General features: G+C 68.5%; 23 protein-coding genes and 1 tRNA gene. 12 read left to right on the forward strand and 12 right to left on the reverse strand.

From position 1 onward, the window contains the following. Window positions 1-13 precede the first annotated feature (13 nt). The 3 genes from SACMADRAFT_RS06960 to aceE all read right to left on the reverse strand — a co-directional run bounded on the left by SACMADRAFT_RS06960 (window position 14) and on the right by aceE (window position 5,466). The gene (locus SACMADRAFT_RS06960) at window positions 14-1,207 is read right to left on the reverse strand and encodes a PucR family transcriptional regulator (RefSeq protein ID WP_009153085.1); all 1,194 of its coding nucleotides are present in this window, start codon (window positions 1,205-1,207) and stop codon (window positions 14-16) included. A gap of 168 nt (window positions 1,208-1,375) precedes the next feature. After that, window positions 1,376-2,587: an alpha-hydroxy acid oxidase gene (locus SACMADRAFT_RS06965; RefSeq protein ID WP_009153086.1), complete on the reverse strand. Its 1,212-nt coding sequence runs from the start codon at window positions 2,585-2,587 to the stop codon at window positions 1,376-1,378. Window positions 2,588-2,655: 68 nt separating this feature from the next. Further along, window positions 2,656-5,466 (reverse strand): pyruvate dehydrogenase (acetyl-transferring), homodimeric type, encoded by a 2,811-nt coding sequence (gene aceE / locus SACMADRAFT_RS06970; RefSeq protein ID WP_009153087.1) that lies wholly within the window; start codon window positions 5,464-5,466, stop codon window positions 2,656-2,658. A 392-nt stretch (window positions 5,467-5,858) separates the two neighbouring features. Between aceE and SACMADRAFT_RS06975 the strand changes: the two genes are divergently transcribed. The 6 genes from SACMADRAFT_RS06975 (at window position 5,859) to SACMADRAFT_RS06995 (ending at window position 8,793) form a co-directional block, all read left to right on the forward strand. Further along, window positions 5,859-6,284: a DUF3052 domain-containing protein gene (locus tag SACMADRAFT_RS06975; RefSeq protein ID WP_009153088.1), complete on the forward strand. Its 426-nt coding sequence runs from the start codon at window positions 5,859-5,861 to the stop codon at window positions 6,282-6,284. A 102-nt stretch (window positions 6,285-6,386) separates the two neighbouring features. Next, window positions 6,387-6,848, forward strand: coding sequence for a peroxiredoxin (locus tag SACMADRAFT_RS06980; protein ID WP_009153089.1), 462 nt, complete (start codon window positions 6,387-6,389; stop codon window positions 6,846-6,848). Window positions 6,849-6,885: 37 nt separating this feature from the next. Continuing rightward, a tRNA-Val gene (locus tag SACMADRAFT_RS06985) sits at window positions 6,886-6,957 on the forward strand. Between the two features lie 189 nt (window positions 6,958-7,146). After that, a complete protein-coding gene (locus SACMADRAFT_RS31155; RefSeq protein ID WP_269726580.1) occupies window positions 7,147-7,269 on the forward strand; it encodes a hypothetical protein in 123 nt (40 codons plus the stop codon). Between the two features lie 4 nt (window positions 7,270-7,273). Beyond that, complete coding sequence (locus SACMADRAFT_RS06990; protein ID WP_009153090.1) at window positions 7,274-7,546, forward strand: hypothetical protein; 273 nt, start codon at window positions 7,274-7,276, stop codon at window positions 7,544-7,546. Window positions 7,547-7,833: 287 nt separating this feature from the next. Continuing rightward, window positions 7,834-8,793: a neutral zinc metallopeptidase gene (locus SACMADRAFT_RS06995; protein WP_009153091.1), complete on the forward strand. Its 960-nt coding sequence runs from the start codon at window positions 7,834-7,836 to the stop codon at window positions 8,791-8,793. Window positions 8,794-8,825: 32 nt separating this feature from the next. Here SACMADRAFT_RS06995 and SACMADRAFT_RS07000 read toward each other — a convergent pair whose 3' ends face one another. Then, window positions 8,826-9,350 carry a 2'-5' RNA ligase family protein gene (locus SACMADRAFT_RS07000; protein ID WP_009153092.1) on the reverse strand — a complete coding sequence of 175 codons (525 nt, stop codon included), beginning with the start codon at window positions 9,348-9,350 and terminating at the stop codon, window positions 8,826-8,828. Between the two features lie 103 nt (window positions 9,351-9,453). Between SACMADRAFT_RS07000 and SACMADRAFT_RS07005 the strand changes: the two genes are divergently transcribed. Further along, window positions 9,454-10,002 carry a DUF4383 domain-containing protein gene (locus tag SACMADRAFT_RS07005; protein WP_009153093.1) on the forward strand — a complete coding sequence of 183 codons (549 nt, stop codon included), beginning with the start codon at window positions 9,454-9,456 and terminating at the stop codon, window positions 10,000-10,002. Window positions 10,003-10,045: 43 nt separating this feature from the next. Here the strand turns inward: SACMADRAFT_RS07005 and SACMADRAFT_RS07010 are convergent, their stop codons facing one another. Further along, window positions 10,046-10,798, reverse strand: a complete 753-nt coding sequence (locus SACMADRAFT_RS07010; protein ID WP_009153094.1) for a PP2C family protein-serine/threonine phosphatase — start codon at window positions 10,796-10,798, stop codon at window positions 10,046-10,048. A 257-nt stretch (window positions 10,799-11,055) separates the two neighbouring features. On the opposite strand from SACMADRAFT_RS07010, the gene dnaE reads away from it, so the two are divergent. Together dnaE and SACMADRAFT_RS07020 are read left to right on the forward strand one after the other, a co-directional pair. Then, window positions 11,056-14,634, forward strand: a complete 3,579-nt coding sequence (dnaE, locus tag SACMADRAFT_RS07015) for a DNA polymerase III subunit alpha (RefSeq protein ID WP_009153095.1) — start codon at window positions 11,056-11,058, stop codon at window positions 14,632-14,634. A 26-nt stretch (window positions 14,635-14,660) separates the two neighbouring features. Continuing rightward, the gene (locus SACMADRAFT_RS07020; RefSeq protein ID WP_040925578.1) at window positions 14,661-16,133 is read left to right on the forward strand and encodes an MFS transporter; all 1,473 of its coding nucleotides are present in this window, start codon (window positions 14,661-14,663) and stop codon (window positions 16,131-16,133) included. A 250-nt stretch (window positions 16,134-16,383) separates the two neighbouring features. Here the strand turns inward: SACMADRAFT_RS07020 and SACMADRAFT_RS07025 are convergent, their stop codons facing one another. Beyond that, window positions 16,384-17,163 (reverse strand): SIR2 family NAD-dependent protein deacylase, encoded by a 780-nt coding sequence (locus tag SACMADRAFT_RS07025; protein WP_009153097.1) that lies wholly within the window; start codon window positions 17,161-17,163, stop codon window positions 16,384-16,386. Between the two features lie 110 nt (window positions 17,164-17,273). Here SACMADRAFT_RS07025 and SACMADRAFT_RS07030 point away from each other — a divergent pair, with 110 nt between their 5' ends. Beyond that, window positions 17,274-19,208, forward strand: coding sequence for an acyl-CoA dehydrogenase family protein (locus SACMADRAFT_RS07030; RefSeq protein WP_009153098.1), 1,935 nt, complete (start codon window positions 17,274-17,276; stop codon window positions 19,206-19,208). A 16-nt stretch (window positions 19,209-19,224) separates the two neighbouring features. Here the strand turns inward: SACMADRAFT_RS07030 and SACMADRAFT_RS07035 are convergent, their stop codons facing one another. The 4 genes from SACMADRAFT_RS07035 to SACMADRAFT_RS07050 form a co-directional block, all read right to left on the reverse strand. Then, window positions 19,225-19,881, reverse strand: a complete 657-nt coding sequence (locus SACMADRAFT_RS07035) for a DedA family protein (RefSeq protein ID WP_009153099.1) — start codon at window positions 19,879-19,881, stop codon at window positions 19,225-19,227. A 135-nt stretch (window positions 19,882-20,016) separates the two neighbouring features. Further along, window positions 20,017-21,024, reverse strand: coding sequence for a lipoyl synthase (gene lipA, locus SACMADRAFT_RS07040; RefSeq protein ID WP_040925579.1), 1,008 nt, complete (start codon window positions 21,022-21,024; stop codon window positions 20,017-20,019). A gap of 36 nt (window positions 21,025-21,060) precedes the next feature. Beyond that, window positions 21,061-22,011, reverse strand: a complete 951-nt coding sequence (locus SACMADRAFT_RS07045; RefSeq protein ID WP_009153101.1) for an oxidoreductase — start codon at window positions 22,009-22,011, stop codon at window positions 21,061-21,063. Window positions 22,012-22,087: 76 nt separating this feature from the next. After that, entirely contained in the window at window positions 22,088-22,624 is a 537-nt protein-coding gene (locus SACMADRAFT_RS07050; RefSeq protein ID WP_040926162.1) for a hypothetical protein, read from the reverse strand. Between the two features lie 130 nt (window positions 22,625-22,754). On the opposite strand from SACMADRAFT_RS07050, the gene SACMADRAFT_RS07055 reads away from it, so the two are divergent. Beyond that, a complete protein-coding gene (locus tag SACMADRAFT_RS07055) occupies window positions 22,755-23,366 on the forward strand; it encodes a TetR/AcrR family transcriptional regulator (RefSeq protein WP_009153103.1) in 612 nt (203 codons plus the stop codon). A gap of 10 nt (window positions 23,367-23,376) precedes the next feature. Beyond that, window positions 23,377-24,312 (forward strand): LLM class F420-dependent oxidoreductase, encoded by a 936-nt coding sequence (locus tag SACMADRAFT_RS07060; RefSeq protein WP_009153104.1) that lies wholly within the window; start codon window positions 23,377-23,379, stop codon window positions 24,310-24,312. 15 nt (window positions 24,313-24,327) lie between these two features. Here SACMADRAFT_RS07060 and lipB read toward each other — a convergent pair whose 3' ends face one another. Together lipB and SACMADRAFT_RS07070 are read right to left on the reverse strand one after the other, a co-directional pair. Then, entirely contained in the window at window positions 24,328-25,077 is a 750-nt protein-coding gene (gene lipB, locus SACMADRAFT_RS07065) for a lipoyl(octanoyl) transferase LipB (protein WP_009153105.1), read from the reverse strand. Then, window positions 25,074-25,718, reverse strand: a complete 645-nt coding sequence (locus tag SACMADRAFT_RS07070) for a phosphatase PAP2 family protein (protein WP_009153106.1) — start codon at window positions 25,716-25,718, stop codon at window positions 25,074-25,076. Before SACMADRAFT_RS07070 ends, lipB begins: the two co-directional genes overlap by 4 nt. Window positions 25,719-25,723 lie beyond the last annotated feature (5 nt).

A 25,723-nucleotide genomic window follows, 5' to 3' on the forward strand; every position in this document is an offset into this window, starting at 1 on the left:
ATCATCCCGGGGTTCACCACAGCCCGCGTGACCTGGCGAGCCTGCCGACCGTCAGTGCCGTGCGCAGCACCAGCGCGTCCCTGGGGTGGCCCGCGTTGCGGCCGGTGAGCTCGGCGGCCTTGCGAAGCCGGTAGCGCACCGTGTTCGGGTGCACGAACAGCTGCCTCGCGCACGTTTCCAGCACGCCACCGCACTCCAGGTAGGCGTCGATGGTCTCCAGCAGCGCGGGGCCTGCCGCCTCCAGTGGGCGAGCGATCGACTCGATGAGTTGGCGTTCCGCCTCGGCATCCCCAGCGAGCGCGCGCTCGGGCAACAGGTCGGCCGCGTAGGCGGGCCTTGGTGCGGCAGGCCAGCCGACGACCGCGCGCAGCCCCGACAGCGCCTCTGCCGCGCTGTGGTGCGCCTGCGCCAGGCTCTCGACGGTGGGGCCCGCGACGACAGGTCCCTGCGCGAAGGCGGTGGACAGCGTCGGCAGGATCTCCCGTTCCTTCGAACCGCCCTCCGTCGCACCCGCGACCACCACGACCAGTCGCGAGCCCTGCACACCGAGCAGCACGGGTCTACCGATGCGCGCGGCCTTGCTGCGCACCTCGAACACCACGGCGGGAGGGTCGTCCGACGGTGGGTTGCCCACGAGCACCGTCGCGCTCGCCGCCGGGTCCCAACCCAGCGCGGCCGCCCTGGACAGCACCGACTCCTCCGCGTCGCCACGCACGACACCGTCCACGACCAGCGCTTCCAGCCTGGCGTCCCACGCGCCGCGCGCCTCGGCGGCCGCGGCGTAGGAGTTCGCGGCGGCGAAGGCGACCTCCCTGCCGTAGCGCAGAATGCCCTCGATGAGCGCGGCGCGTTCCCGCTCGTCGGCCGCGAACTCGTGCAGCTGTTCCTCGAACACCTCGATCGCGAGCCGTACCAGGCCGACCGTCTGCCGAAGGCTGATCCAGCGGGACAACTCGCGCGGGGCGGTGCGAAACGCGTCGGTGGTGAGTTTCAGTGCTTCCTGCGAGTCACGCAGCCAGCGGACGAAGCCCGCCGCGCCCGCCTGCGTGATGAGCAACACACTGGCGCGCTGGTCCGCGGGCATCCTGCCGAACCACGGCAGTCGCTCCTCCATGGCGGCGACACTGGCCTTGGCGAGTCTGCCGGAGGCTCGTTCGAGCTCCCGTAGGGTTTTGGCGGACAACCCGTGCCGCTGCTGCGAAGACATCGTGGGTGGGATCCTACGCCGGGCCCCTTCCGGCCCAGAAATTACGAGACCGCCCGACACGCTGCGGTTCTCGCTGCATCGGGCGGCCTCGTCTCCCCGGTCCCCACCGGTAATTCCACTATGGACCCTGGAGATCATGGGGCGCCAGTGTTCTCACTCGTTCGTGGCTCACCGGAGCGTGGCGTGAGAACTGTTCAGGTCCGCGATGGTTCGCACGCCGAGTAGCTGCATCGTCCGTACGATCTCGGCGCGCAGGATGTCCACGGCGCGCTGCACCCCACGCTCCCCGCCCGCCATCAACCCGTACAGGTACGCCCTGCCGATCAGGCACAGATCGGCGCCCATCGCAGTGGCCGCCACGATGTCGCCGCCGCTGAGAATGCCGGTGTCGATCCACACCTGTGCGTCCCCTCCGACGAGGTCGAGGGTCGGCCGCAACAACTCCAGCGGTGTGGGCGCCCGGTCCAACTGCCGCCCGCCGTGGTTGGAAAGCAACACGGCTTGCGCGCCCGCCTTCACCACATCGCGCGCGTCGACCGGATTCTGTATACCCTTGACGACCAGCTTGCCCGGCCAGCTCTCGCGGACCCAAGCCAGATCGTCGTAGTCGAGGGTGGGATCGAAGATCCTGTTGATCAGTTCCTCGACGGTGCCGCCCCACGTCTTGAGCGAGGCGAAGGCCAGCGGTTCGGTGGTGAGCAGGTTCAGCCACCACGCCGGATGCATGGCCCCGTCGAGGAAGGTGCGCAGTGTCAGCGCAGGAGGGATGGTCAGCCCGTTGCGGAGGTCGCGCAGGCGGGAACCGCCGACCGGCGTGTCCACCGTCAACATCAGCGTGTCGTAACCCGACTCCCACGCCCGCTGCATGAGTTCGGCGCCCGCGCCGTGATCGCGCCATACATACAGCTGGAACCATTTCCTGGCATGCGGTGCCGCGGCAGCCACATCCTCGATCGAGGTCGTCCCCATGGTGGACAGCGAGTACGGGATTCCGCTTCGCTGGGCGACACGGGCGACGGCGCGCTCGCCCTCGTGGTGCATCATGCGAGTGAATCCGGTGGGCGCGAACGCGAAAGGCAGTTCGCTACGGGCGCCGAGCACCTCGACGCTCGTGTCCACATCGGACACGCCGCGCAAGACGTTCGGACGGAACTCGATCGAGCGGTACGCCTGCCGCGCCCTGCGCAGGCTGTCCTCGAGTTCCGCCGCACCGTCGGTGTAGTCGAACACCGCCCTGGGCGTGCGGGCTCTGGCCACTGCCCGCAGGTCGGCGATCGTGTGCGCCCCCGCGAGCCTGCGGTCGGTGGGGTTCAACACGATCGGCTTCGGACGCAGCAGTTGCGCCAGCTCGGTCGGTCGTGGCAGGCGGCGTTTCGACAAGGCAGGACCTCCTTCTGACACGAGCGGCCCGCCACCGGCGAGGGCGACGGGCCGCTGCGGAATCCACCTCAAGCGACGCCGGAGTCCGACAGTTGCGGTCCGGCGGCGGTGACGTCATGGATCTGGTACCTGCGTGCGGCCTCGACGACCGACTCCGAAGTGACCTGCCCGCGCTTGGCGAGCATCGCGAGCACTCCCACCGTGATCGACTCGGCGTCGACGAGGAAGAACCTGCGTGCGGCAGGCCGGGTGTCGGAGAAGCCGAACCCGTCCGTGCCCAGAGTGAGCATGTCGGTGGGCACCCACGGGCGAATGAGGTCGGGAACGGCACGCATCCAGTCCGACACGGCGACGATGGGTCCCTCCGCATCCTGCAACGCCCTGGTCACGAACGGCACCCTCGGAGTGTCGGCCGGGTAGAGGAAGTTGTCGCGGTCCACCTCCACCGCCTCGCGACGCAACTCGTTCCACGAGGTCGCCGACCAGATGTCGGCGCGGACGTTCCACTCCTGCGCCAGCAGTTCCTGTGCGCGAAGCGCTTCTGGCATGGCGACACCGGAGGCGAGGATCTGCGCCCTCGGCCCGTCGCCGTCGGGCGCCGTGCGGTACCGGTAGAGGCCCTTCAGCAGCGCGTCCACGTCGAGGTCCTCCGGCTCCGGCGGCTGCTGGTAGGGCTCGTTGTAGACGGTGATGTAGTAGAAGATGTTCTCGCCGTTGCCGTCGGGGCCGCCCTCGCCGTACATCCGGCGCAGCCCGTCGCGCACGATGTGGGCGATCTCGAACGACCACGCCGGGTCATAGGAAACCACCGCGGGGTTGGTGGCCGCCAGCAGCAACGAGTGGCCGTCGGCGTGTTGCAGCCCCTCACCGGTCAGCGTGGTGCGGCCTGCGGTAGCACCGAGCACGAAGCCGCGGGTCATCTGGTCCGCCGCCGCGTACAGCCCGTCACCGGTGCGCTGGAACCCGAACATCGAGTAGAAGATGTAGATCGGGATCATCGGCTCACCGTGCGTGGCGTAGGACGTGCCCGCGGCGGTGAACGACGCGGTGGAGCCTGCCTCGTTGATCCCCTCGTGCAGCAACTGGCCCTGCTCGGACTCCTTGTAGGCCAGCATGAGCTGCGCGTCCACGGAGGTGTAGGTCTGCCCGTGCGGGTTGTAGATCTTGGCGGTGGGGAACATCGAGTCGAGGCCGAACGTGCGCGCCTCGTCCGGGATGATCGGCACCAGCCGGTGCCCGATCTCGGGGTCCTTGGCCAGCTCGCGGACCAGCCGCACGAAGGCCATCGTGGTGGCCACTTCCTGCTTGCCGGAACCCTTGCGGATCGCCTCGTAGACCTTGTCGCCGGGAAGCACCAGTGGTTTGGCCGCGTTGCCTCGGCGCTGCGGCAGGAAACCGCCGAGCGCCTTGCGGCGGCCCAGCATGTACTCGATCTCCGGTGACTGCTCACCGGGGTGGTAGTACGGCGGCAGCTTCGGGTCCCGCTCCAGTTCCCGGTCGCTGATGGGGACGCGCTGGGCGTCGCGGAACAGTTTGAGGTCGTCCAGCGTCAGCTTCTTCATCTGGTGGGTCGCGTTGCGGCCCTCGAACGCCGGGCCGAGGCCGTAGCCCTTGATCGTGTGGGCGAGGATCACTGTCGGTTGCCCGTGGTGCTCCAGCGCAGCCTTGTAGGCCGCGTAGACCTTGCGGTAGTCGTGCCCACCTCGCTTGAGGTTCCAGATGTCGGCGTCGGAGAGGTCCTTGACGAGGTCCTTGGTGCGCGGGTCGCGCCCGAAGAAGTGTTCGCGCACGTAGGCGCCGTCGTTGGCCTTGTAGGTCTGGAAGTCGCCGTCGGGCGTGGTGTTCATCAGGTTCACCAGCGCGCCGTCGCGGTCGGCGTGCAGCAGCGCGTCCCACTCGCGACCCCAGATGACCTTGATCACGTTCCAGCCCGCGCCGCGGAAGTAGGCCTCCAGCTCCTGGATGATCTTGCCGTTGCCTCGTACCGGACCGTCGAGCCGCTGCAGGTTGCAGTTGATGACGAACGTCAGGTTGTCCAGCCCCTCGCCGGACGCCACGTGGATGAGGCCGCGCGACTCCGGCTCGTCCATCTCGCCGTCACCCAGGAAAGCCCAAACGTGCTGGTCGCTGGTGTCCTTGATGCCTCGGGCGTGCAGATACCGGTTGAACCGGGCCTGGAAGATCGCGTTCATCGGGCCCAGGCCCATCGAAACGGTGGGGTACTCCCAGAAGTCGGGCATCAGCCGGGGGTGCGGGTACGAAGGCAGTCCGCCGCCTTCACCCGCGTGCGAGTACTCCTGCCGGAAGCCGTCGAGTTGGTCGGCGGTGAGCCGACCTTCGAGGAAGGCTCGCGCGTAGATGCCGGGGGAGGCGTGGCCCTGGATGAAGACCTGGTCGCCGCCACCGGAATGGTTCTTGCCCCGGAAGAAGTGGTTGAACCCGACCTCGTACAGCGCCGCCGAGGATGCGTAGGTGGAGATGTGGCCGCCGACGCCGACCCCCGGTCGCTGCGCCCGGTGCACCATGATCGCCGCGTTCCACCGGATGTACGCACGGTAGCGACGCTCGATCTCCTCGTCACCGGGGAACCACGGTTCGTTCTCGGTGGGGATCGTGTTGACGTAGTCGGTGGCGGTCAGTGGGGGGACACCGACGTTACGTTCGCGCGCTCGCTCCAACACCCTGAGCATGAGGTACCTCGCGCGCTGGTGACCACCTCTCGCCAGTGCCGCATCGAAGGAGTCCAGCCACTCGGCGGTCTCCTCCGGGTCGATGTCGGGAAGGTGTGCAGCCAGTCCGTCACGGATGACACGGACACGCGCTGGCGCTCCCTGACCAGCGGCACCGTCGCGGCCGGTCCTGTGGTTGTCGGGGGCCAAGGGATCTCCTCGCCGGTTCTCGTCTCACTTCGGGTATCTGGTGGTTCATCTGCCATCGTCGCCGCAAAAGCGGCTCCCGTCACCACTACTGAGTGGTAACGTCGCGAGGCTCTCTTCGTCGCGTTCTCGCTGCTGAAGCCGCAGGTGGAGCTACACTGCCAGCCTAGTTCAGCGCACGCTGTGCGCGGCGCCCACGGCAAGGAGTCGAGCCGGTCCCGGTCGCGATGTCGGCACTACGCTCCTACGCTGCGGGACACGAGTTGCGGTCGATCCGGTGTGGACGGTTGCGTCGTGCGCCGCGCCAGTGTTCGCTAGCCCCATCCGTGTACGAGACGTGCGGCTGTCACGCCAGTGACGCGCCGCACACAATTGTAGTTGGAGGAGTGACTGTCGTGGTCGCCGCGGGAGACGCTGACCAGAACAGCGTCGCCGAGAGGCTCGGGATCAAGCCGGACATGGTGGTCCAGGAGCTGGGCTGGGACGAGGACGTCGACGAGGAGGTCCGAGCGGCCATCGAGGAGCACATCGACGGTGAGCTCCTCGATGAGGACGCGGACGAGGTTATCGACGTGGTACTGCTCTGGTGGCGGGACGGCGACGGAGACCTTGGCGATGCTCTGGTGGACGCCCGCGCTCCGCTGGAGGAGAACGGCGTCATCTGGGTGCTCACCCCGAAGACGGGGCAGCCGGGGCACGTCGAGCCGAGCGAGATCGCCGAGGCGGTACCGACCGTGGGGCTTTCGCAGACCTCCAACCTCAGCGTGGGTGAGGGCTGGACCGGCACCCGGCTGGTTCCGAGGTCGAAATCACGTCGTTGACGCCCAGGTGGGCGCGTGCTCACGCGCCCACCACCACGATAGGGTTATGCGGCGCACATGATCTTTCGTTGCCGCACCACCGGAGTGGAAGGAAACGCGTCTATGGCGGTCGAGGTGGGGCAGCAGGCCCCGGACTTCACGCTCAACGACTACAACAAGCAGGAAGTCACGCTGTCCTCGTTCCGCGGGCAGAAGCCGGTCCTACTCGTGTTCTATCCGTTCGCCTTCAGCGGCATCTGCCAGGGTGAGCTGTGCCAGCTCAGGGACGAGTTCGCCGAGTACGAAAGCGAGAACGTGCAGGTCCTCGGTATCTCGGTGGACACGCCGTTCTCGCTGAAGGCGTGGGCGCAGCAACAGGGCTACCAGTTCCCGTTGCTGTCGGACTTCTGGCCGCACGGCGAGGTCGCGAAGGCGTACGGTGTGTTCAACGCCGACGCGGGGCTTGCCGTACGTGGGACGTTCCTGGTCGACACCGACGGCGTCGTGCGGTTCGCCGAGGTCAACGCACCTGGCGAGCCCCGTGACCAGGAGGCGTGGAAGAAGGCCGTCACCAACCTGACGTGACGTTTCGGCGGCGCCCGCTGCGAAGGGCGCCGCCGCCGGGCGCATAGCTCAGTGGAAGAGCACCTGCCTTACAAGCAGGGGGTCGCAGGTTCGAACCCTGCTGCGCCCACAGAACACTCGACTTCTCATCTGACGCATCGCGGCTTGCAAGTTAACTTGCGATCGAGTCGGCGGCAAGGTAACTTGGCATCGTGTGGTCGGAGCCGGTAATCCTGCCCAGTGCTCACAAGCACGGGATCTCCGAGGAGGACATCCTGCACGCCTGGCGCAACGCCGTCGACGTATGGGAGAGGACGACGTGACCATGCTCATCGGCCCGAGCAGCTCGGCGCGGCTGCTGGAAGTCGGTCTCGTCGACAGCGACGAAGGGCCGGTGATCGTGCACTGCATGCTCTCGCGAAGGAAATACCTCAGGAGGTGAGACGATGCCGCGCACACTGCAAGAGATCCTCAACCAGCAGGACGAGCTTGCCCGCAGGTTCGAAGATCACGAGCCGGACCCGGCTGATCGCCGAGACCCCGCGCCGCTGGCCGCGATGCGCAAGGCCATGGCAAAGCGTGCCCAGGCCGAGCGCGACCTTCTCGACGCCGTGACCGCAGCCCGTGACGCCGGCTACTCGTGGGCCGCGATCGGCGCGATCGTCGGCACCTCGGGCGAAGCCGCCCGGCAACGCTACGGCCGGCACGCACACAGGTGAACAGCCTGATCATCCTGCGTGCACGTGATCGTTCAACGACCCGATCGTTGTGGGCTCTTCGCTCACTTGCCACGTGTAGGAACCAAGCACGAGCACACCGCTGGACCCGCGATGCCTTACAGGCAGGGGGTCGCAGGTTCGAACCCTGCTGCGCGCACCCACGCCGGTCTTCGGCAGGGTGGTAGCCGTACCGACCGTGCCGACTACGTTCCCCATTCGTGACCTTGCCTGCCGCGTTCCCGGATTATTCTCGTTGCCGGTATAGACACCTGATCCAGAAGGTTGCTGTGGACACTGCGGGGGACGATGCCGGCCGGCCGGCGAGCGAAACCCGAGCCGGTCGGCCGTACATCGAGGACCTGCCACTGACGTTGTGGGATGCCCAGGACGACCCGCAGCAGCCGCGCCCGCGCGGCGCCGACCGGAGCTGGCGGTGGGCGCTCCCGGTCGCTGCCGCGCTGCTACTCGTCGCCGCACTGGTCCTGGTGGTGCCCACCCTGGACCGCGCGAACGGCGACGCGACAACTGTTTCCGGCGCGGCGGCAAGGCAGGCGGCGGCGCAGCCGCAGGATTCGGCGTTGCTCACGGCGGGCGTGAGCCTTGGCAAGGTCACGTGTGACCTGCCCCCACTCGGGGCGGGGCGTCCGGCGCTGCGCGCCTACTACCTGGCGCAGTTGCGTTGTCTGGACGCGGCCTGGAAACCCGCGCTGGACCTGGCGGGGGTCTCGTTCGAGCCGGTGCGGGTGCGCATCGTCGACGAACCTCGTACCGCGTGCGGAGCACTCCCGCCGAGGGATGAGGCCACCGGGCTCTACTGCGACAAGGACATGACCATCTATCTGCCCAGAGACCGAACGCTCGCCGCGTTCGGCCTGGCGCGGGAGGCGCACGTGGCCACCCTCGCCCACGAGTACGGGCACCACGTACAGCATCTCAGCGGGATACTGGCTGCGGTGAACCGCAGGCTCGCCACGGTCGAGCAGGACAGCCCGCAGGACAAGGAACTGGGCAGGCGCGTGGAGTTGCAGGCCAACTGCTTCGCCGGGCTGTTCCTCGGCAGCGCCGCGGGCAGCGGGGCGGTCAGCGTCGATCTCGCCGAAGCGGCCGTCGACGACTTCCGCAACTGGGTCGACAGCGAAACCCATGGCTCGAGCCGGACACAGCGCCGGTGGGCGATGCGTGGCTACCACGGCGAAACGGTGTCGGCGTGCGACACCTGGCAGGCCGGGCGCGACCAGATCGAATAGCCCGGGCAGTACCGGTTCGGTGCTGCCCAACCTCAGGGCAGCGTGGCCAGCGGCCACAGCCTCGCGGTGGAACTGTCGATCAGGGCTGCTCTGTTCACGCGGACGGTCAGCGGCAGCACCTCGTAGGCGGCAGCGGCCACCAGCGGCAGTTGCTGTGTCGTGGCCCTCGTCGCCAGCGAGGAATGCGGTAGCCATCGCCCGATCTCGTAGTGCCGGTGCACCAGGGCGCCGCTGCCACGCACGGCCTGTACCACCTGCTGCTGCCGTGGCACCAGGTCGGCGGGTACCGCGGGCACGAGGGCCACCCTGCCACGGCGAAACGCGGCGATGGCGTCGAAGGTGAGGTCGAAGCCACCCCGGTCGGCGAGAGCGTCCACCGCGGTGCGCACCGCCTCGACGTCGTAGTCCAGCAGCACCACGTAAGACACGTGCGGATGGTGCCGTCCATGGGTGTGGGAGTGCAGCGTTGGCACACCCTGCGACTCCAGCCGGAGCCACAGCCCGCGCAGAGCTCGTTCGGACCTGCCGTCGAACAGCAGGCACACGCCGAGTGCCACGGTCAACGACCCTACCGGCCGGAGCGTGCCCGGCGGTTTCCACGCTGGTCACCGTGGGTACCCGAAAGGATGTGTCGCCCAGCACACCCATGAGGAGGCGGTCATGACACGTTCCCCGACTGAGACCCGCGTGAGCGTGCGCGGATTGCAGCCCGTCCAGGTCGTTGCCGGTCTGGTCGGTCTGATCTACCTGGCGCTGGGCATCATCGGCCTGGTGATCAGCGGCTTCGGCGACTTCACCGCCAGCACGCACAGCACGATGTGGATCTTCTCGATCAACCCGCTGCACAACGTGGTCCACCTCGGTGTCGGCTTGCTCGGTGTGCTCATGGCGCTGAACTCCGGACTGGCGCGCACCTACGGCTGGGTGCTGTTCGTGGCCTTCGGCCTGCTGTTCGTGTGGGGGCTGGCGATCACCGGCGTCTTCAACACCAACCCGGTGAGCGGCCTGGGTAACCCGCTGGCCATCGACACCGCCGACACGTGGCTGCACTTCGGCACCGCCATCGCCGGACTGCTCATCGCGGTGATGCCCGCACGCAAGGTCGTCGAGCACGTCGGCACCCAGCCCACCGAGTCCACCGAGGAATCGCGTGGTTCCGAGCGTGGCGGGGCACACCGGAGGTTGTGGCGAAGGGGCACCGCTCACTGAGCCTTTGTGACACCCACTCACACCGGCCGGGGTGGGCCTGCTCTCACGAGGGTGAGCCGACCTCGGCCACCACGCAGGTGATGTTGTCCGGCCCACCGCCCTCGTTGGCAAGGTCGATCAACTGGTGAACGGCCTCCTCGGGGTCGGCCGCGCGGCCGAGGACCTCACTCAGGTCCTCGGCCGTCGCCACGTCCGTGAGGCCGTCCGAGCACAGCAGGTACTTGTCACCGGGCCGCGCGGTGTGCAGCGAGAGGTCGGGCTCGCCGGGGGAGCCCGCCATCAGTGCTCGAACCAGCACGGACCTGCTCGGGTGACGTGCGGCGAGTTCGGCGGGCATCCTGCCCTGATCCACGAGGGTCTGAACCATGGTGTGGTCCCGGGTGAGTTGGCTGAGCTCGCCGTCCCTGAACAGATAGCCACGGGAATCGCCGACGTGGGCGAGCGCGAAGCTGGGGTAGGCCCACAGCATCGCGGTCAGCGTGGTGCCCATCCCGGTGAGTGCGGGGTCCTCGGCCGCTCGCCGGTCGAGCCGCTCGGCGGCGTCGGCCACCCCTGCGGCTAGTTCCTCCACGAGGTCGACACCGGCGCGTCCCGTTTCCGCGAGCCGGTTGTCGAGCGCTTCCATCGCGGCGATCGCAAGGGCGCTCGCCACCTCGCCCGCCGCGTGTCCGCCCATGCCGTCGGCCACGGCGAGCAGGTGCGCGGTCGCATAGGCGGAGTCCTCGTTCTCACTGCGCCGCTGACCGACGTCGGAGCCGGCGGCGTAGCGAAGGGTGAGGGCCTCGTCTCGTGTCATGGGTGCAGTGAACCATTGCTCGAAGCGGTTGACGACGTCAGAAGGCGCATCAGGTGAGGCAGCACCGCTGAGATCCTCGATGTCGTCACGCTGTCGCCGATCATGCGCACCTCGTCCACCACTTCCGGACCCGCGATTCCGCCTGCCGCCGTGCGCGGCCAGTCTCCGCGTTTCTGTCGCGGGCGCGGTCTAGGGTATGCAGTCTGAGGTTCGCGCCGCATCGTGCGCTCATGTCGTTCAATGGGAGGTTCTCGCTGGTGTCGAACGATTCCTTCGTCCACCTGCATGTCCACACCGAGTACTCGATGCTCGACGGTGCGGCGAAGATCGCTCCTCTGTTCGGCGAGGCGTCGAGGCTGGGAATGCCCGCGGTGGGGATGACCGACCACGGCAACATGTACGGCGCCGACGAGTTCTACCAGCAGGCGCGCAAGGCCGACATCAAGCCGATCATCGGGATCGAGGCCTACGTCGCACCGGAGAGCCGGTTCCACAAGAAGCCGGTGTTCTGGGGGCAGAGCAGCCAGCGGGGCGCCGACGAGTTCGGCGAGGGTGGCGACGTCTCCGGCGGCGGCGCCTACACGCACATGACGATGCTGGCGGAGAACGCCACCGGGCTGCGCAACCTTTTCAAGCTCTCGTCACTGGCCAGCATGCAGGGCTACTACCGCAAACCCCGCATGGACCGGGAATTGATCGCCGAGAACGCCGAGGGCATCATCGCCACCACCGGCTGCCCCTCCGGCGAGGTGCAGACCCGGTTGCGGTTGGGGCAGCAGGCCGAGGCACTGCGGGCGGCGGCCGACTACCGCGACATCTTCGGCAAGGACAACTTCTTCCTCGAGCTGATGGACCACGGGCTGCCGATCGAGCGGTCGGTGCGTGAGGGTCTGCTGGAGATCGGAAGGGAACTCGGTCTTCGACCGCTGGCCACCAACGACTCCCACTACGTCACCAAGGACCAGGCCGACTCCCACTCGGCGCTGCTGTGCGTGCAGTCGGGCAAGACCCTGTCCGACCCCAACCGGTTCAAGTTCGACGGCGACGGCTACTACCTCAAGTCCGCCGCCGAGATGCGCGAGTACTGGGACACCGAGGTTCCCGGCGCGGCCGACGCGACCCTGCTGATCGCCGAGCGCGTGCAGTCCTACGAGGAGGTGTACGCCCACCGCGACCGGATGCCGAAGTTCGAGGTGCCGCAGGGACACACCGAGGCGAGCTGGCTGCACCACGAGGTGATGGAGGGCCTGCAGTGGCGCTTCCCCGACGGTGTTCCCGACGGCTACCGCGAGCGCGCCGAGTTCGAGCTGCAGGTGATCGCCGGGAAGGGCTTCCCCTCCTACTTCCTGGTGGTCGCCGACCTCATCAACTACGCGCGCAAGGTCGGTATCCGGGTCGGGCCCGGCCGTGGTTCGGCGGCCGGATCGTTGGTGGCCTACGCGCTCGGTATCACGAACCTGGACCCGATCCCGCAGAAGCTGCTGTTCGAGCGGTTCCTCAACCCCGAGCGGGAGTCGATGCCCGACATCGACATCGACTTCGACGACCGCAGGCGCGGTGAGATGGTCCGCTACGCCACCGAGAAGTACGGCGCCGACCGGGTGGCCCAGGTCATCACGTTCGGCACGATCAAGACGAAGGCCGCGATCAAGGACGCGGCCAGGGTGCACTTCGGCCAGCCCGGCTACGCGATCGCCGACCGGATCTCCAAGGCGCTGCCCCCGCCGATCATGGCCAAGGACATCCCGCTCGCGGGCATCGTCGACGCCGAGCACGAGCGCTACGCCGAGGCGGCAGAGGTCCGCTCGCTCGTGGAGAGCGACCCGGAGGTCAAGACGATCTTCGATACCGCGCGGGGGCTGGAGGGACTGATCCGCAACGCGGGAGTGCACGCCTGCGCGGTCATCATGTCCAGCGAGCCGTTGCTGGACGCCATTCCACTGTGGCAGCGCGACGACGGGGCCGTGATCACCGGTTGGGACTACCCGTCCTGTGAGGCCATCGGCCTGTTGAAGATGGACTTCCTGGGCCTGCGCAACCTGACGGTGATCGGTGACGCCATCGACAACGTCAAGGCCAACCGTGGTGAACAGATCGACCTCGACCGGCTCGGACTGGACGACCCAGAGGCTTACAAGCTGCTCGGGCGGGGCGACACGCTCGGCGTGTTCCAGCTCGACGGCGGTGCCATGCGTGACCTGCTGCGCAGGATGCAGCCGACCGGCTTCGACGACATCGTCGCGGTGCTCGCCCTGTACCGGCCGGGCCCGATGGGCATGAACGCCCACAACGACTACGCCGACCGCAAGAACGGGCGGCAACAGATCAAGCCGATCCATCCGCAGCTCGAGGAGCCCCTGAAGGAGATTCTGGCCGAAACCTACGGCCTGATCGTCTATCAGGAGCAGATCATGCAGATCGCCCAGAAGGTCGCGGGTTACTCGATGGGCCGCGCAGACGTGCTGCGGCGGGCGATGGGCAAGAAGAAGAAGGAGGTGCTGGAGAAGGAGTTCGAGGGCTTCCGGGAAGGGATGCGAAGCAGCGAACTCGTTCCCGGTGGCTTCTCCGACGAGGCGATCCAGGCGCTGTGGGACACGATCCTGCCCTTCGCGGGATACGCGTTCAACAAGAGCCACGCGGCGGGCTACGGACTGATCGCGTACTGGACGGCCTACCTCAAGGCGAACTACCCGGCCGAGTACATGGCGGCGCTGCTCACCTCTGTGGGCGACAACAAGGACAAGTCGGCGGTGTACCTGTCAGAGTGCCGCAGGCTCGGCATCAGGGTGCTGCCGCCCGACGTCAACGAGTCGGGCCAGCGGTTCGCCGCGGTCGGCGACGACATCCGGTTCGGTCTGGGTGCGGTGCGCAACGTTGGCGCCAACGTGGTGGACTCGATCATCGCCACGCGCGATTCGAAGGGCAAGTACTCCTCCTTCACCGACTTCCTCGACAAGTCCGAGCTGGTGGCCTGCAACAAGCGGGTGATCGAGTCGCTGATCAAGGCAGGAGCGTTCGATTCGCTCGGCAATACCCGGCTTTCCATGGTCCGGGTGCACGAGGAGGCGGTGGAAGCGGTCGTGCCGCTGAAGCGGCAGGAGGCGATGGGGCAGTTCGACCTCTTCGGCGGCGGTGACGACAGTGCCGCGACGTCGTCGTCCTCCCCGCTGGCGCACCTGCGGTTCGACGAGGAGGAGTATCCGCGCAAGCAACTGCTGGCCTACGAACGCGAGATGCTCGGCCTCTACGTCTCGGCGCACCCGCTGGACGGCGCCGAGCGCATTCTGCGCAAGCACGCCAAGCGTCCGATCGCCGCGATACTGGCCGACCCGCCCAAGGAAGGCGAGATAGAGGTCGCGGGGCTCATCACCTCGATGGAGCGGCGGGTCAACAAGAGGGGCGAGCCCTGGGCGATCTGCACGATCGAGGACATGGACGCCGCTTTGGAGGTGCTGTTCTTCCCGAAGTCCTACGCGCTGTTCGCGGCAGACCTGGTGGAGGACAACGCCGTGGTGGTCAAGGGCAGGGTCAACTGGCGTGAGGAGAAGATGTCGGTCTTCGGCGCCGGGCTGGTGCCGCTGGACCTCAGCGACGTCACCGACGGCGACGAGGAACCTCCGCTGGTGTTGCTCGCCTCGGCGGAGAAGATCACCCACGGCGTCGTGACCGAACTCAAACAGACTCTGCAGGCCCACCGCGGCGACACGCCGGTGCGGTTGAAGCTGCTGGGCAAGAACCGGGAAACGGTGTTCGCGCTGTACGACTACCCGGTCAAGGTCACGTCCATGTTGATGGGTGAGCTGAAAGGCATCCCGGGGATCACAGCGAGCAGCTGAGCGCACCCCGCAATAGCGTGGAGGGGGTGGCGTCCGAAGCAGCCGAGCCAGATCCACGCCGCTGGCGCTCCCTCGCCGTCACCCTTGCCGCGGGGTTCATGTCCCTGCTCGACGTCAGCATCGTGAACGTCGCGCTGCCGTCGATCCAGCGCGGCCTCGAGGCGTCGGAGGCGGGCGTGCAGTGGGTGGTGTCCGGGTACGCCCTCACGTTCGGCCTCGTGCTGGTGTCCGGCGGCAGGCTGGGTGATGCGCTGGGACGGCGGCGCATGTTCCTCGTCGCGCTGACGGCGTTCGTGGTCACCAGTGCCACAGCGGGAGCGGCGACGAGTGAGTTGATGCTGGTGGCGGCGCGGCTCGCGCAGGGGGTGGCCGCCGGACTGCTCACCCCGCAGAACACCGGACTGATCCAGGAACTGTTCCACGGCGCCGAGCGGGGCAGGGCGTTCGGCATCTTCGGCACCACGGTGGCCATCTCCACCGCACTCGGCCCGATACTGGGCGGGTTGATCATCGCGGCGTTCGGGGTGGAGAACGGCTGGCGCTGGGTGTTCTACGTCAACGTCCCGATCGGGGTGTTGGCCCTGGTGCTCGCCGCCCGGCTGCTGCCTCGCGCGCCACGGCAGGCGGTGCCACTGCGGTCACGGCTGGACATCACCGGCATCGTGTTGCTCGGCTCGGCGGTGCTGGCAGTGCTGCTCCCGTTGGTGCGCTTCGAGCAGGACGGGCTTCGCAGGCTTTGGTGGCTGCTTCCGCTCGCCGTCGGGTTCGGCTACGCATTCGTGCGCTGGGAGCGGCGGGTGCTGAAACGGCGCGGTTCCCCACTGCTGGACCTGCGGCTGTTCACCCGGACTCCCGGCTACGCCACGGGCGCGGCCATCGCGACCGTCTACTTCTCCGGCTTCGCCGGTATCTGGCTGGTTTTCGCGCTGTTCTTCCAGAACGGGTTGGGCTACACCCCACTACAGTCCGGGCTGGCCGTCACACCGTTCGCACTCGGCGCGGCGGTCTCGGCCACGCTGGCGGGCAGACTCGTCGACCGCTGGGGCCGCAGGCTGACGGTCGCGGGGTTGTCGCTGGTGGCGGCCGGGCTCGCCCTGGTGGCCCTGATAGTGCCGCACGTGCCTGCCTCGGCGACCGGGTACGCGACGGCAGGCCCGTTGCTGGCCGCCGGTGTAGGGGGCGGCATGGTGATCTCACCGAACACCACGCTGACGCTCGACAGGGTGCCGACGCGCATGGCGGGCGCCGCCGGAGGCGCGTTGCAGACCGGGCAGCGGCTCGGCACGGCGGTGGGCGTGGCCGCGCTCGCCTCCGTGTTCCACGCGGTGGTGAACGATGACGGCGGCAACTATCCGCTCGCGTTGTCGTTCGCGCTGCTGTGTTCTGTGGTGCTGCTACTGGTCGCGTTGACGCTCGCGATCCTGGATGCACACCGCCACCCACACCGCCATCTCACCGTCCGATCACGCGACGTTACCGAAGCTCGGCCATTCGAGTGACGTTGGCTTTCGAACTCATTGCGCCATCTGGCAGTACCAACACCGAACGGGTAGACGTTAGGGGAGCCTGCTACGAGGTCATTCGCCGCGCGGAGTGGCTACGGCCGGGCGCTGACACCGGCCCGACCGAGTGCCCTGAGTGACCTTTCTGCAGCGTTGTCGGCGACCGCGGGGGATCGAGCGGGGACGTGATGCGGAGGGCTCCAAACCGGGTGGGCCCCGGAGGGCAGGGGCCGGGGTTCCACCCGGATCAGTCCGGCCTCACACCGCCGACCAGGTCGGGTAACACCTCGCCGAGCGGGCCACGCAGCACCGCTGCCGCCGCGTCGTCGTATGGCGTTTCGGAGCCGTTGCACACCACGACGCTCGCTCCGGAGCTGACGGCGAGGCCGACGAGGCCTGCCGCCGGGTGCACGGTGAGGGAGCTGCCTGCCACGAGCAGCAGATCGCAAAACACCGCCTCCACCCGGGCCTTGTCCAGGACCCGGGGGTCGAGTGACTGGCCGAAGGAGATGGTGGCCGACTTCAGAATGCCGCCGCAGAGCTCACACGGTGGGTCGGTCTCGCCCGCCCGCACCTGGTCGAGCGCGTGACGCATGTCGCGTCGGTCGGAGCAGTTCAGGCACACGGTCTCGAACATGGTGCCGTGCAGTTCGATGACTCGAGCCGGGTCCGAGCCCGCCTTCTGATGCAGCCCGTCGATGTTCTGGGTGATGATCGACGACAGCTTGCCGGAGCGTTCCAGGTCCACCAACGCGGTGTGGGCAGGGTTGGGCTCGGCTTGCCAGCCGGGGTGGTCGACCCTTGCGCGCCAGCTCTGCTCTCGTACCTGCCTTTCGTTGAGGTAGGCATGGATGTCGAAGCGCCGCTCCGCGCCGGGGTCCCGCGTCCAGACCCCGTTGGGGCCGCGAAAGTCCGGGATACCGGATTCCGTGGACACCCCGGCTCCGGTCATGACGACGATGCGGCATGCGCCCGCGAGCAGGCGCCTTGCCTGCTGAAACTCCTCGGCACCGGCCATGCTTTCCATGATGCCTCCCCCGATGGGGCAGGTTGTCCATTCCTTCTCCGGGTTTCGGATCCGCTACCGCTGAGTAACACTGGTCACATGCGATGAGCTGCCGACGGCGAGGAGGACCGATGACCGACCACACGCAGGTCACGGAAAGGCAGGCCAGGGCGGTCGCCGAGGAGGCGAGGGAGAGCGGCTGGCAGAAGCCCTCGTTCGCCAAGGAGTTGTACCTCGGCCGCTTCCGGATGGATCTCGTCCACCCGCACCCACGGCCCAGTTCGGAGGAGGCCGCGAAAGCCGAGCGGTTCCTCACCAGGCTGCGGGAGTACTGCGAAACCCTCGACCCCGCGGTGATCGAACGGGAGGCCCGCATTCCTGACACCTACGTCAAGGGCCTGGCCGAACTCGGTTGCTTCGGCATCAAGATTCCCGAGTCCTACGGTGGGCTCGGCCTGACCCAGGTGGCGTACAACCAGGCGCTCATGCTGGTCGGGTCGGTGCACTCGACCCTGAGCGTGTTGCTGTCGGCACACCAGTCCATCGGCGTACCGGAGCCGTTGAAGCTGGCAGGCACGCCGGAGCAGAAGGAAAAGTACCTGCCGCGCTGCGCCAAGGGCGCGGTGTCGGCGTTCCTGCTCACCGAGCCGGACGTGGGCTCTGATCCGGCGAGGCTGGCGACCTCGGCGATTCCCACCTCCGACGGGCAGGCCTACGAACTCGACGGTGTGAAACTGTGGACCACCAACGGCGTCGTCGCCGAGTTGCTGGTCGTGATGGCGAGGGTGCCCAAGAGCGAGGGACACCCCGGCGGTGTCACGGCCTTCATCGTCGAGGCGGACTCGCCGGGTATCACCGTGGAGCGGCGCAACGCGTTCATGGGACTGCGCGGTATCGAGAACGGCGTGACCCGCTTCCACAAGGTGCGGGTGCCCAAGGAGAACGTCGTCGGCGGCGAGGGCAAGGGGCTTCGGATCGCGCTGGCGACGCTGAACACGGGAAGGTTGTCGGTGCCCGCCTCCTGCGCGGGTGCGGGCAAGTGGGCGCTCAAGATCGCCAGGCAGTGGTCGGCGGAGCGGGTGCAGTGGGGCAAGCCCGTCGGCGACCACGAGGCCGTAGCGCGAAAGATCTCCTTCATCGCGGCAACGACGTACGCGTTGGAAGCCGTGGTCGACCTTTCGGCGCACATGGCCGACGAGGGCAGGAACGACATCCGTATCGAGGCGGCGCTGGCGAAGCTGTGGGCCAGCGAGATGGCCTGGTTGATCGCCGACGAGCTGGTGCAGATCCGTGGCGGCCGCGGCTACGAGACAGCGGAGTCGCTTGCCGCGCGCGGGGAGCGCGCGGTGCCTGCCGAGCAGTTGCTCAGGGACCTGCGGATCAACCGGATCTTCGAGGGGTCGACGGAGATCATGCACCTGCTGGTCGCGAGGGAGGCGGTCGACGCGCACCTCAGCGCGGCGGGTGACCTCGCCGATGCCGAGGCCGACCTTCGCAGCAAGGCGACCGCCGCGGCCAAGGCCAGCGGCTTCTACGCGCGCTGGCTACCGCAACTAGTCGCGGGCAAGGGCCAGTTGCCGACGTCGTTTCGGGAATTCGGGCCGCTGGCCGAGCATCTTCGGTTCGTCGAACGCACGGCACGGAAACTGGCGCGGTCGACGTTCTACGGCATGGCCCGCTGGCAGGCCGGGTTGGAGAAGCGCCAGGCATTCCTCGCCAGGATCGTGGACATCGGCGCGGAGTTGTTCGCGATGTCGGCCAGTTGCGTACGCGCCGAGATGGAACGCGACGACGACGCCGAGCGCGGTGGGTCCGCCTACGAACTCGCCGACGCGTTCTGCGACCAGTCGCGACTACGGATCGCCGCGCTGTTCGACGCGCTGTGGGACAACACCGACTCCGGCGACCGGCGGCTGGCCAAGGCGGTCCTCGACGGCCGGTACAGCTGGCTGGAGGCAGGCGTGCTCGACCCGAGCGAGGGGACCGGCCCGTGGATCGCCGACTGGCGGGCGGGCGCTTCGGAGCACGACAACGCAGCGCGCCGCTACCTGTCGTCCACGCGTTGAGTCGGCCGCGCCTAGCTCAGTCCTGATGGGCGACAGGCTCGTCGCTCGGCTGGGCTGCCAGCCGAGCGGCGAGCTTCCTGCGCTTGTACCGGACGAGCGCGATCACGGCCACGGCCGCGAGTACGCCGACCACGATCATGCCGCCGGTGCTGAGCACGCCCTCCACTCGCCGTGCCGCCTCGCCGAGCGCGGCGCCAAGGCTGATGTGCAGCAACGACCAGGCTGCGGCGCCGGAGAGGACGGCGGGCAGGAACTTGCGGTAGGGCAGGCCCGACGTGCCCGCCGCGGCCGGGGTCAGCGTTCGCACCACCGGCAGGAATCGGGCGAAGAACACCGCCCACGCGCCGCGTCGCTGCAGGAACCGGGTCGCCTTGTCCCAGGCGTCGGTGCCGTACCGCTGGATGAGCCTGGTTTCGCGCAGCCGAGGCCCGTACCGCCTGCCGATCGCGTACCCGATCGAGTCGCCGATGCCGGCGCAGGCGGTGACGACGATCCACAGCGTCAGGAATCGGGGCGCGGTCGTCGCCGTTGTGGCGGCCACCAGTAGGCCGGACTCGCCCGGCGCGATGAACCCGAGCCCGATCGTGCATTCCAGCAACACGAGCAGTCCGGTGGCTCCGACGAGCGCGGGCTGAGGCTGGCTCTGCAGCCAGTCGAGCAGATCGGTTACCACCGGCGTCCCCTTGTGTGTCGTCCCGCGACGCGTTCCCCCCGCGACGCTGTCACCACTACGACGACACTAGCGCTCTTCGGGTTCACCCGGCCTCAGGGTTGTCCCGGGATCATCCCCGTGACCGCGCTACCCCGTTCATCGTTGCCGGGCCAGGACACTGCTGGCCTCCTGTGCGGCGGGCGCGGCGGCGGCCAGGTGCTGGAGATTGTCCGGCAACGGTTCGCCACGGTGCTGCTTGGTCTGAGCGAAGAGCTTGCCCGCTCGGTAGGAGGAGCGCACCAGCGGACCAGCCATGACGCCGGCGAAGCCGAGCGCCTCCGCGGCCCTGGTGTGCTCGACGAACTCCTCCGGCTTGACCCAGCGGTCCACCGGATGGTGCCGGACGGAGGGTCGCAGGTACTGGGTGATGGTGAGGATCTCGCAGCCTGCCCGCACCAGGTCACGCATCGCGGGCTCGACCTCCTCGGGCCGCTCACCCATCCCGAGGATCAGGTTCGACTTGGTCACCAGACCCGCCTGCCTGGCTCGCGAGATCACCTCGAGCGAACGCTCGTAGCGAAAGCCCGGCCGGATGCGGCGGAAGATGCGGGGCACGGTCTCGATGTTGTGCGCGAGCACCTCGGGTCGGGAGCCGAAGACCTCGGCGAGTTGCTCGCCGTCGGCGTTGAAGTCGGGAATCAGCAACTCGACGCCCGTGCCGGGGTTCATCGCGTGGATCTGCCGCACGGTCTCGGCGTACAGCCACGCACCGCCGTCGGGCAGGTCGTCGCGCGCCACCCCGGTGACGGTCGAGTACCGCAGACCCATGGCCTGCACGCTCTCCGCGACTCGCCGTGGTTCGTCGGTGTCCAACTCGGCGGGCCTGCCCGTGTCGATCTGGCAGAAGTCGCACCGGCGCGTGCACTGGTCACCACCGATGAGGAAGGTGGCCTCGCGGTCCTCCCAACACTCGTAGATGTTGGGGCAGCCCGCCTCTTCGCACACGGTGTGCAGCCCCTCGCGCCGAACCAGGCCCTTCAGTTCGGTGTACTCCGGGCCCATTCGCGCGCGTGTCTTGATCCACGACGGCTTCTTCTCGATCGGCGTCTGGCTGTTGCGGACCTCGAGTCGCAGCAGCTTCCTGCCTTCCGGCACCACAGTCACGGCCTCAGGGTACGCCCGTTGCGGGGTCTCACACGACTACGCGGGATCGGGCGTGATCCCGGTCAATCGCGCGGTGAGTTCCCACAGCCCGGCGCCGAGCGAGGGGTCCAGCGCGGCGCGGGTGGGCCGTGCGCGCCCTGGCCGTCCCCACAACCCGGCGAGGCCACGAGGTCCGTAGTAGTCGCCGCCGCTGACACCGGGTGCGGTGGCGGCGTACAGCTGCGGCAGCGCGCCCAGCCGGGGGCTCTGCCCGAACAGCGCCGCCACGCGCCCCGCTGCTTCGACGGCGCGCCGCACCGTCGGGTTCGGATAGGAGCGCGCCATGCCCTGGGCCAGCCCGGTCGCCGCGTATCCGGGATGGGCGGCCAGGCTCGACACCGGCTCGCCGTACGCGCGCAACCGCCGGTCGAGTTCCATGGCGAACACTTCCTCGGCCAGCTTGGCCTGCGCGTAGGCGGTCGCGGCGTTGTACCTGCGCCGCGTGAAGTTCGGGTCGTCCAGGTCCAGCCGGGCCGCGACCGCCGAGCGGCTGGAAACCGTCACGACCCTGGCATCGGTGCCTCCGCGAAGAGCGGGCATGAGCAACCAGGTCAGCGCGGCGTGACCGACGTAGTTGGTGCCGAACTGCGTCTCGAACCCGTCTACGGTGGTTCCCCTCGGCGTCGCCATCACGCCGGCGTTGTTGACCAGGATGTCGAGCGCGTCGCCGGTGATCTCCCGCACCTTCGCCGCCGCCTTGCGCACACTCGCCAGATCGGCGAGGTCCACGGTCACCAGCGTGGGCTTGACCCGCGCCAGGATCGCGACCTCGTGCAGCGCGCGCTCGCCTCGCCGCGTCGACCGGCAGCCGAGCAGCACGTGTGCGCCCGCGGCGGCGAGCACCCTGGCGGTCCGCAGCCCCAGCCCGGAGTTGGCGCCGGTGACGAGCGCGGTGCGGCCCGCCTGATCGGGTATGTCGGACTCGCTCCACCCGCGCGGTTCGGCCATGGTGCACAGCTAACTACAACTGCTGGCACCACGCCAACACTGTGTGCGGCTTCGTGCGCGCACCGCTACCGGATCGTCATCCGGTCGGTGCCAGCCTGCGCAGCCACTGGCCCAGCGGGTTGGAACTCCTGCCCTGGCACGCACCCTTGCTGCGCAGCAGTGCCACCAGAGTGCCGCCGATGCGTGTCACCTCGTCGCGCGGTTCCCCCGGGTCCGCCAGCCCCGCGGTGAGCGCGAGCATGCGAAGCTCGCCCTCGTGTGCGCGGCGCAGCGCCGGGTAGCGCTCGACGTTGGCGTCGAGAACGGCGTGCAGTGTCGGGTGTTCGCGAACGGCCGCCCGCCACGCCTTGGACACCGCCTCGACGTGGTCGCGTTCCCAGCCGCCGGGTACGTCGGCGGCGTCCTCCGGTCCCGCGACAGCCGCCCGCAGGTGCCCGCTCAGCGCCTGCATCCAGCGGTAGTGCAGGGCCAGCAGCAGCTCCTCCTCGCTGTCGAAGGCCTGCTTGGCGCCGTTGATCTCGGCGAACGGCAACGGTGCCTGTGGGTCGCGCCGTGCCTGCTTGAGTACGGCGTCCATGACGTCTCGCCTGCGGTAGAAGTCGTTCCAGCTCATGGCCTGATCCCCTTCCGTGAGCCGGGTCATACCGTCGGTTTCCGGCATACTCCCGGTACGGACCTGACACGATCAACATACCATCGGTATGGACCCGATGCGCGGGCGTAAGGTTGTGAGCGTGGCGACAATGAGGTCCAGGCGAGAAAGCTATTCGGAATCCACCCGGTCGGCGCTGGTCAGGAGTGCCGTGGAGCTGTTCACGAAACGTGGCTACGCCGGCACCTCACTCGACGAGATTGCCAGGCGTGCCAGGGTGACGAAAGGTGCGTTGTATCACCACTTCAGTGGTAAGCAAGCCATTTTCGAAGCCGCGTTCGACGCCGTGGAGACTGAGGTGAAAGGCCGCCTGGAGAAGATACTGCGCGGGTCGCAACCGCCGTGGGAACGCGCGCTCGCCGGCCTGCGCGAGTTCGTCGACAGTTGCCTCGACCCGGCGTACCAGCGCATCGCGATACACGAGGCACCGGTGGTGATGGGCTGGCAGCGGTGGCGCCAGGCCGAGGACCGCTACAGCTTCGGGCTGATCCGCGCGGGGCTGCAGGACCTCATCGACGCGGGCGACGTCGTGGACGTGCCGGTGGAGATCACTTCGAGGCTGTTGTTCGGTGCGCTGTCCAGCGCCGCCACCGAGATCGCCAGCTCTCCGGAGCCGGAGCGGGTGGGTGCGCAGGTGCAGGAGGTCATCGTGAGGCTGCTGCACCAGGTCAGGTCCGGCACCCGCGGCGGGACCGGGGACTAGGCTCGCTCGGGTGGAACTGAGGATCTTCACCGAGCCGCAACAAGGCGCCGGCTACGACGATTTGCTGAGGGTCGCCAAGGCGACCGAGGAAGCGGGCTTCGACGCCTTCTTCAGATCCGATCACTTCTTGAAGATGGGGTCGGTCTCGGGCCTGCCCGGCCCGACCGACGCCTGGGTCACACTGGCCGGGCTGGCGAGGCAGACCTCCCGTATCCGGCTCGGCACGCTGGTGACAGCGGCGACCTTCCGGCACCCCTCGGTGCTGGCGATCTCGGTCGCGCAGGTGGACCAGATGTCCGGTGGTCGGGTGGAGTTCGGTCTGGGGTCGGGCTGGTACGCGGCCGAGCACGAGGCATACGGCATCCCGCTGCCGCCGCTTCGCGAGCGTTTCGACCGCTACGCCGAGCAACTTGAGATCATCACCGGCCTGTGGGAGACGCCGGAAGGCGAAACGTTCTCCTTCAACGGCAAGCACTACACGCTCGCCGACGCGCCCGCACTCCCGAAGCCCGCGCAGCGGCCCCGGCCGCCGGTGATCCTCGGCGGCACGGGCAGGAAGCGCACGCCCGAGCTGGCCGCGCGGTACGCCGACGAGTTCAACATCCCGTTCAACGACACCACCACCGCGCTCGAGCAGTTCGAGCGGGTGGACGCGGCAGCGGCGGCGCTGGGGCGCGACCCCGCACAACTCGTCCGGTCGGCCGCGCTGGTGGTGGCGGTGGGCAGGGACGAGGCAGAGCTCGCCCGCAGGGCAGGTGCCATCGGCAGGGATGTTTCGGAACTGAGGCGCAACGGCGTGGCTGGCACACCGGCCGAGGCGGTCGACACCATCGGCCGGTGGAGCCAGGCGACGGGCGTCAAGAGGCTGTATCTGCAGGTGCTCGACCTGTCCGACCTCGACCATCTGGAGTTGATCGCCTCACAGGTGATGACCCAGCTGGACTAGCGGCCTTTGCGTCGATCAGCTCCGCGCGCCGACGGCTTCCGGTGGCTGTGGCTGTGGCTGTCGTGACCGCGGCAGCCACCGGTCGTCGCTGACCGGCAGCTCGCCGTCGAGTGCGGCGAGCACGGCCTTGCACGCCACCGGAAGCACCTCGGCCACCGTCACCTCGCGGCCGAGCTCGGCCGAAAGCGACGTCACACCTGCGTCGTCTATGCCGCAGGGCACGATCTTGTCGAAGGCGGCCAGGTCGGCGTCGCAGTTCAATTCGAAGCCGTGCATGGTGACCCCGCGTTGAACGCGGATCCCGATCGCGGCGATCTTGCGTTCGCCACCCCGTTCGTCACGCGGCAGCCACACGCCACTGCGGCCCTCGATCCTGCCCGTGCGCACGCCGAACTCGTCGCACACGCTGATCAGAGCCTCCTCGATGCGCCGGACGTAGTGCACGACGTCGATCGGGTCGGCGAGCTTCACGATCGGGTAGCCGACGAGTTGCCCGGGACCGTGCCAGGTGATCCGGCCGCCGCGGTCCACATCGATCACTTCGGAGCCGTCGGTGGGCCGGTCCTGCGGCTGGGTGCGCTTGCCCGCGGTGTAGACCGACGGGTGTTGCAGCAGCAACATGGTGTCGGGTCCCCGGCCGTCGGCGCGTGCCTCGGCGTAGTCGCGCTGCAGTTCCCATGCCTGTAGGTAGTCGATCGTGCCGAGCTGTCGCACGTCGACGGGTTCGACGTCGGCCCGGCATGATCTGTTCGCAGTCTCGGTCACGATGCTGAGGCTACGCCGCCGCGAGGTGGCGGCAACAGTTTCAGCGCCACCCCGAGCAGCAGGCCGACTCCGCCGACGGCGAGGACAGAGCCGACGGTGTCGGTGAGCCAGTGCACGCCCAGCGCCACCCTCGCGGCCGCCGCCAGGCCGGTGGCCACCACGGCGAGCCACCACACCAGCCGTACCAGTCGCGGGTAGAGCCATGCGCAGAGCACGACCAGTGCGAAACCGGTGCTGGCCACGGAGGCCACGTGCCCGCTGGGGTAGCTGAACGCGTCGGGGTAGGCGCGGGGGCGGTCTCTGGCGAAGACCGGCTTGGCGACGACGCTGGTGATCCGGCAGGCGCCGAGCAGGATCAACACGCGGAACGTGATCCCCGCCCTCGGATCGCCGAGTTGCCGCAGCCGTACCGTCGCCACGATCAGCGCCACACCGGTGATCACCGGAAGCGGCGGGCCGAGCACCAGGCTCACCGCGGCGGCGGCGGTACCGGCGACACCCTGCCAATGCCCACCGATCGTCTCCCGCAGCGCGTCGTCGACCATGCCGGGCGACCCGCGCACCACGAAGCCGAGCGCGACGAAGATTGCGAGGAGCACAGCGCCGAGAACGATGTTGGAGCGCGCGGTCACGGCGGTCACGGTGC

The organism is Saccharomonospora marina XMU15 (assembly GCF_000244955.1).
Taxonomy (GTDB): domain Bacteria; phylum Actinomycetota; class Actinomycetes; order Mycobacteriales; family Pseudonocardiaceae; genus Saccharomonospora_A; species Saccharomonospora_A marina.

Coding starts and splice junctions, on each gene's coding strand:
- SACMADRAFT_RS07030 (WP_009153098.1), top strand. CDS start 17,274: ATGACCGACCACACGCAGGTCACGGAAAGGCAGGCCAGGGCGGTCGCC.
- SACMADRAFT_RS07025 (WP_009153097.1), bottom strand. CDS start 17,163: ATGGAAAGCATGGCCGGTGCCGAGGAGTTTCAGCAGGCAAGGCGCCTG.
- SACMADRAFT_RS06990 (WP_009153090.1), top strand. CDS start 7,274: ATGCCGCGCACACTGCAAGAGATCCTCAACCAGCAGGACGAGCTTGCC.
- SACMADRAFT_RS07045 (WP_009153101.1), bottom strand. CDS start 22,011: ATGGCCGAACCGCGCGGGTGGAGCGAGTCCGACATACCCGATCAGGCG.
- SACMADRAFT_RS06960 (WP_009153085.1), bottom strand. CDS start 1,207: ATGTCTTCGCAGCAGCGGCACGGGTTGTCCGCCAAAACCCTACGGGAG.
- SACMADRAFT_RS07005 (WP_009153093.1), top strand. CDS start 9,454: ATGACACGTTCCCCGACTGAGACCCGCGTGAGCGTGCGCGGATTGCAG.
- SACMADRAFT_RS06980 (WP_009153089.1), top strand. CDS start 6,387: ATGGCGGTCGAGGTGGGGCAGCAGGCCCCGGACTTCACGCTCAACGAC.
- SACMADRAFT_RS07050 (WP_040926162.1), bottom strand. CDS start 22,624: ATGAGCTGGAACGACTTCTACCGCAGGCGAGACGTCATGGACGCCGTA.
- SACMADRAFT_RS07010 (WP_009153094.1), bottom strand. CDS start 10,798: ATGACACGAGACGAGGCCCTCACCCTTCGCTACGCCGCCGGCTCCGAC.
- SACMADRAFT_RS07055 (WP_009153103.1), top strand. CDS start 22,755: ATGAGGTCCAGGCGAGAAAGCTATTCGGAATCCACCCGGTCGGCGCTG.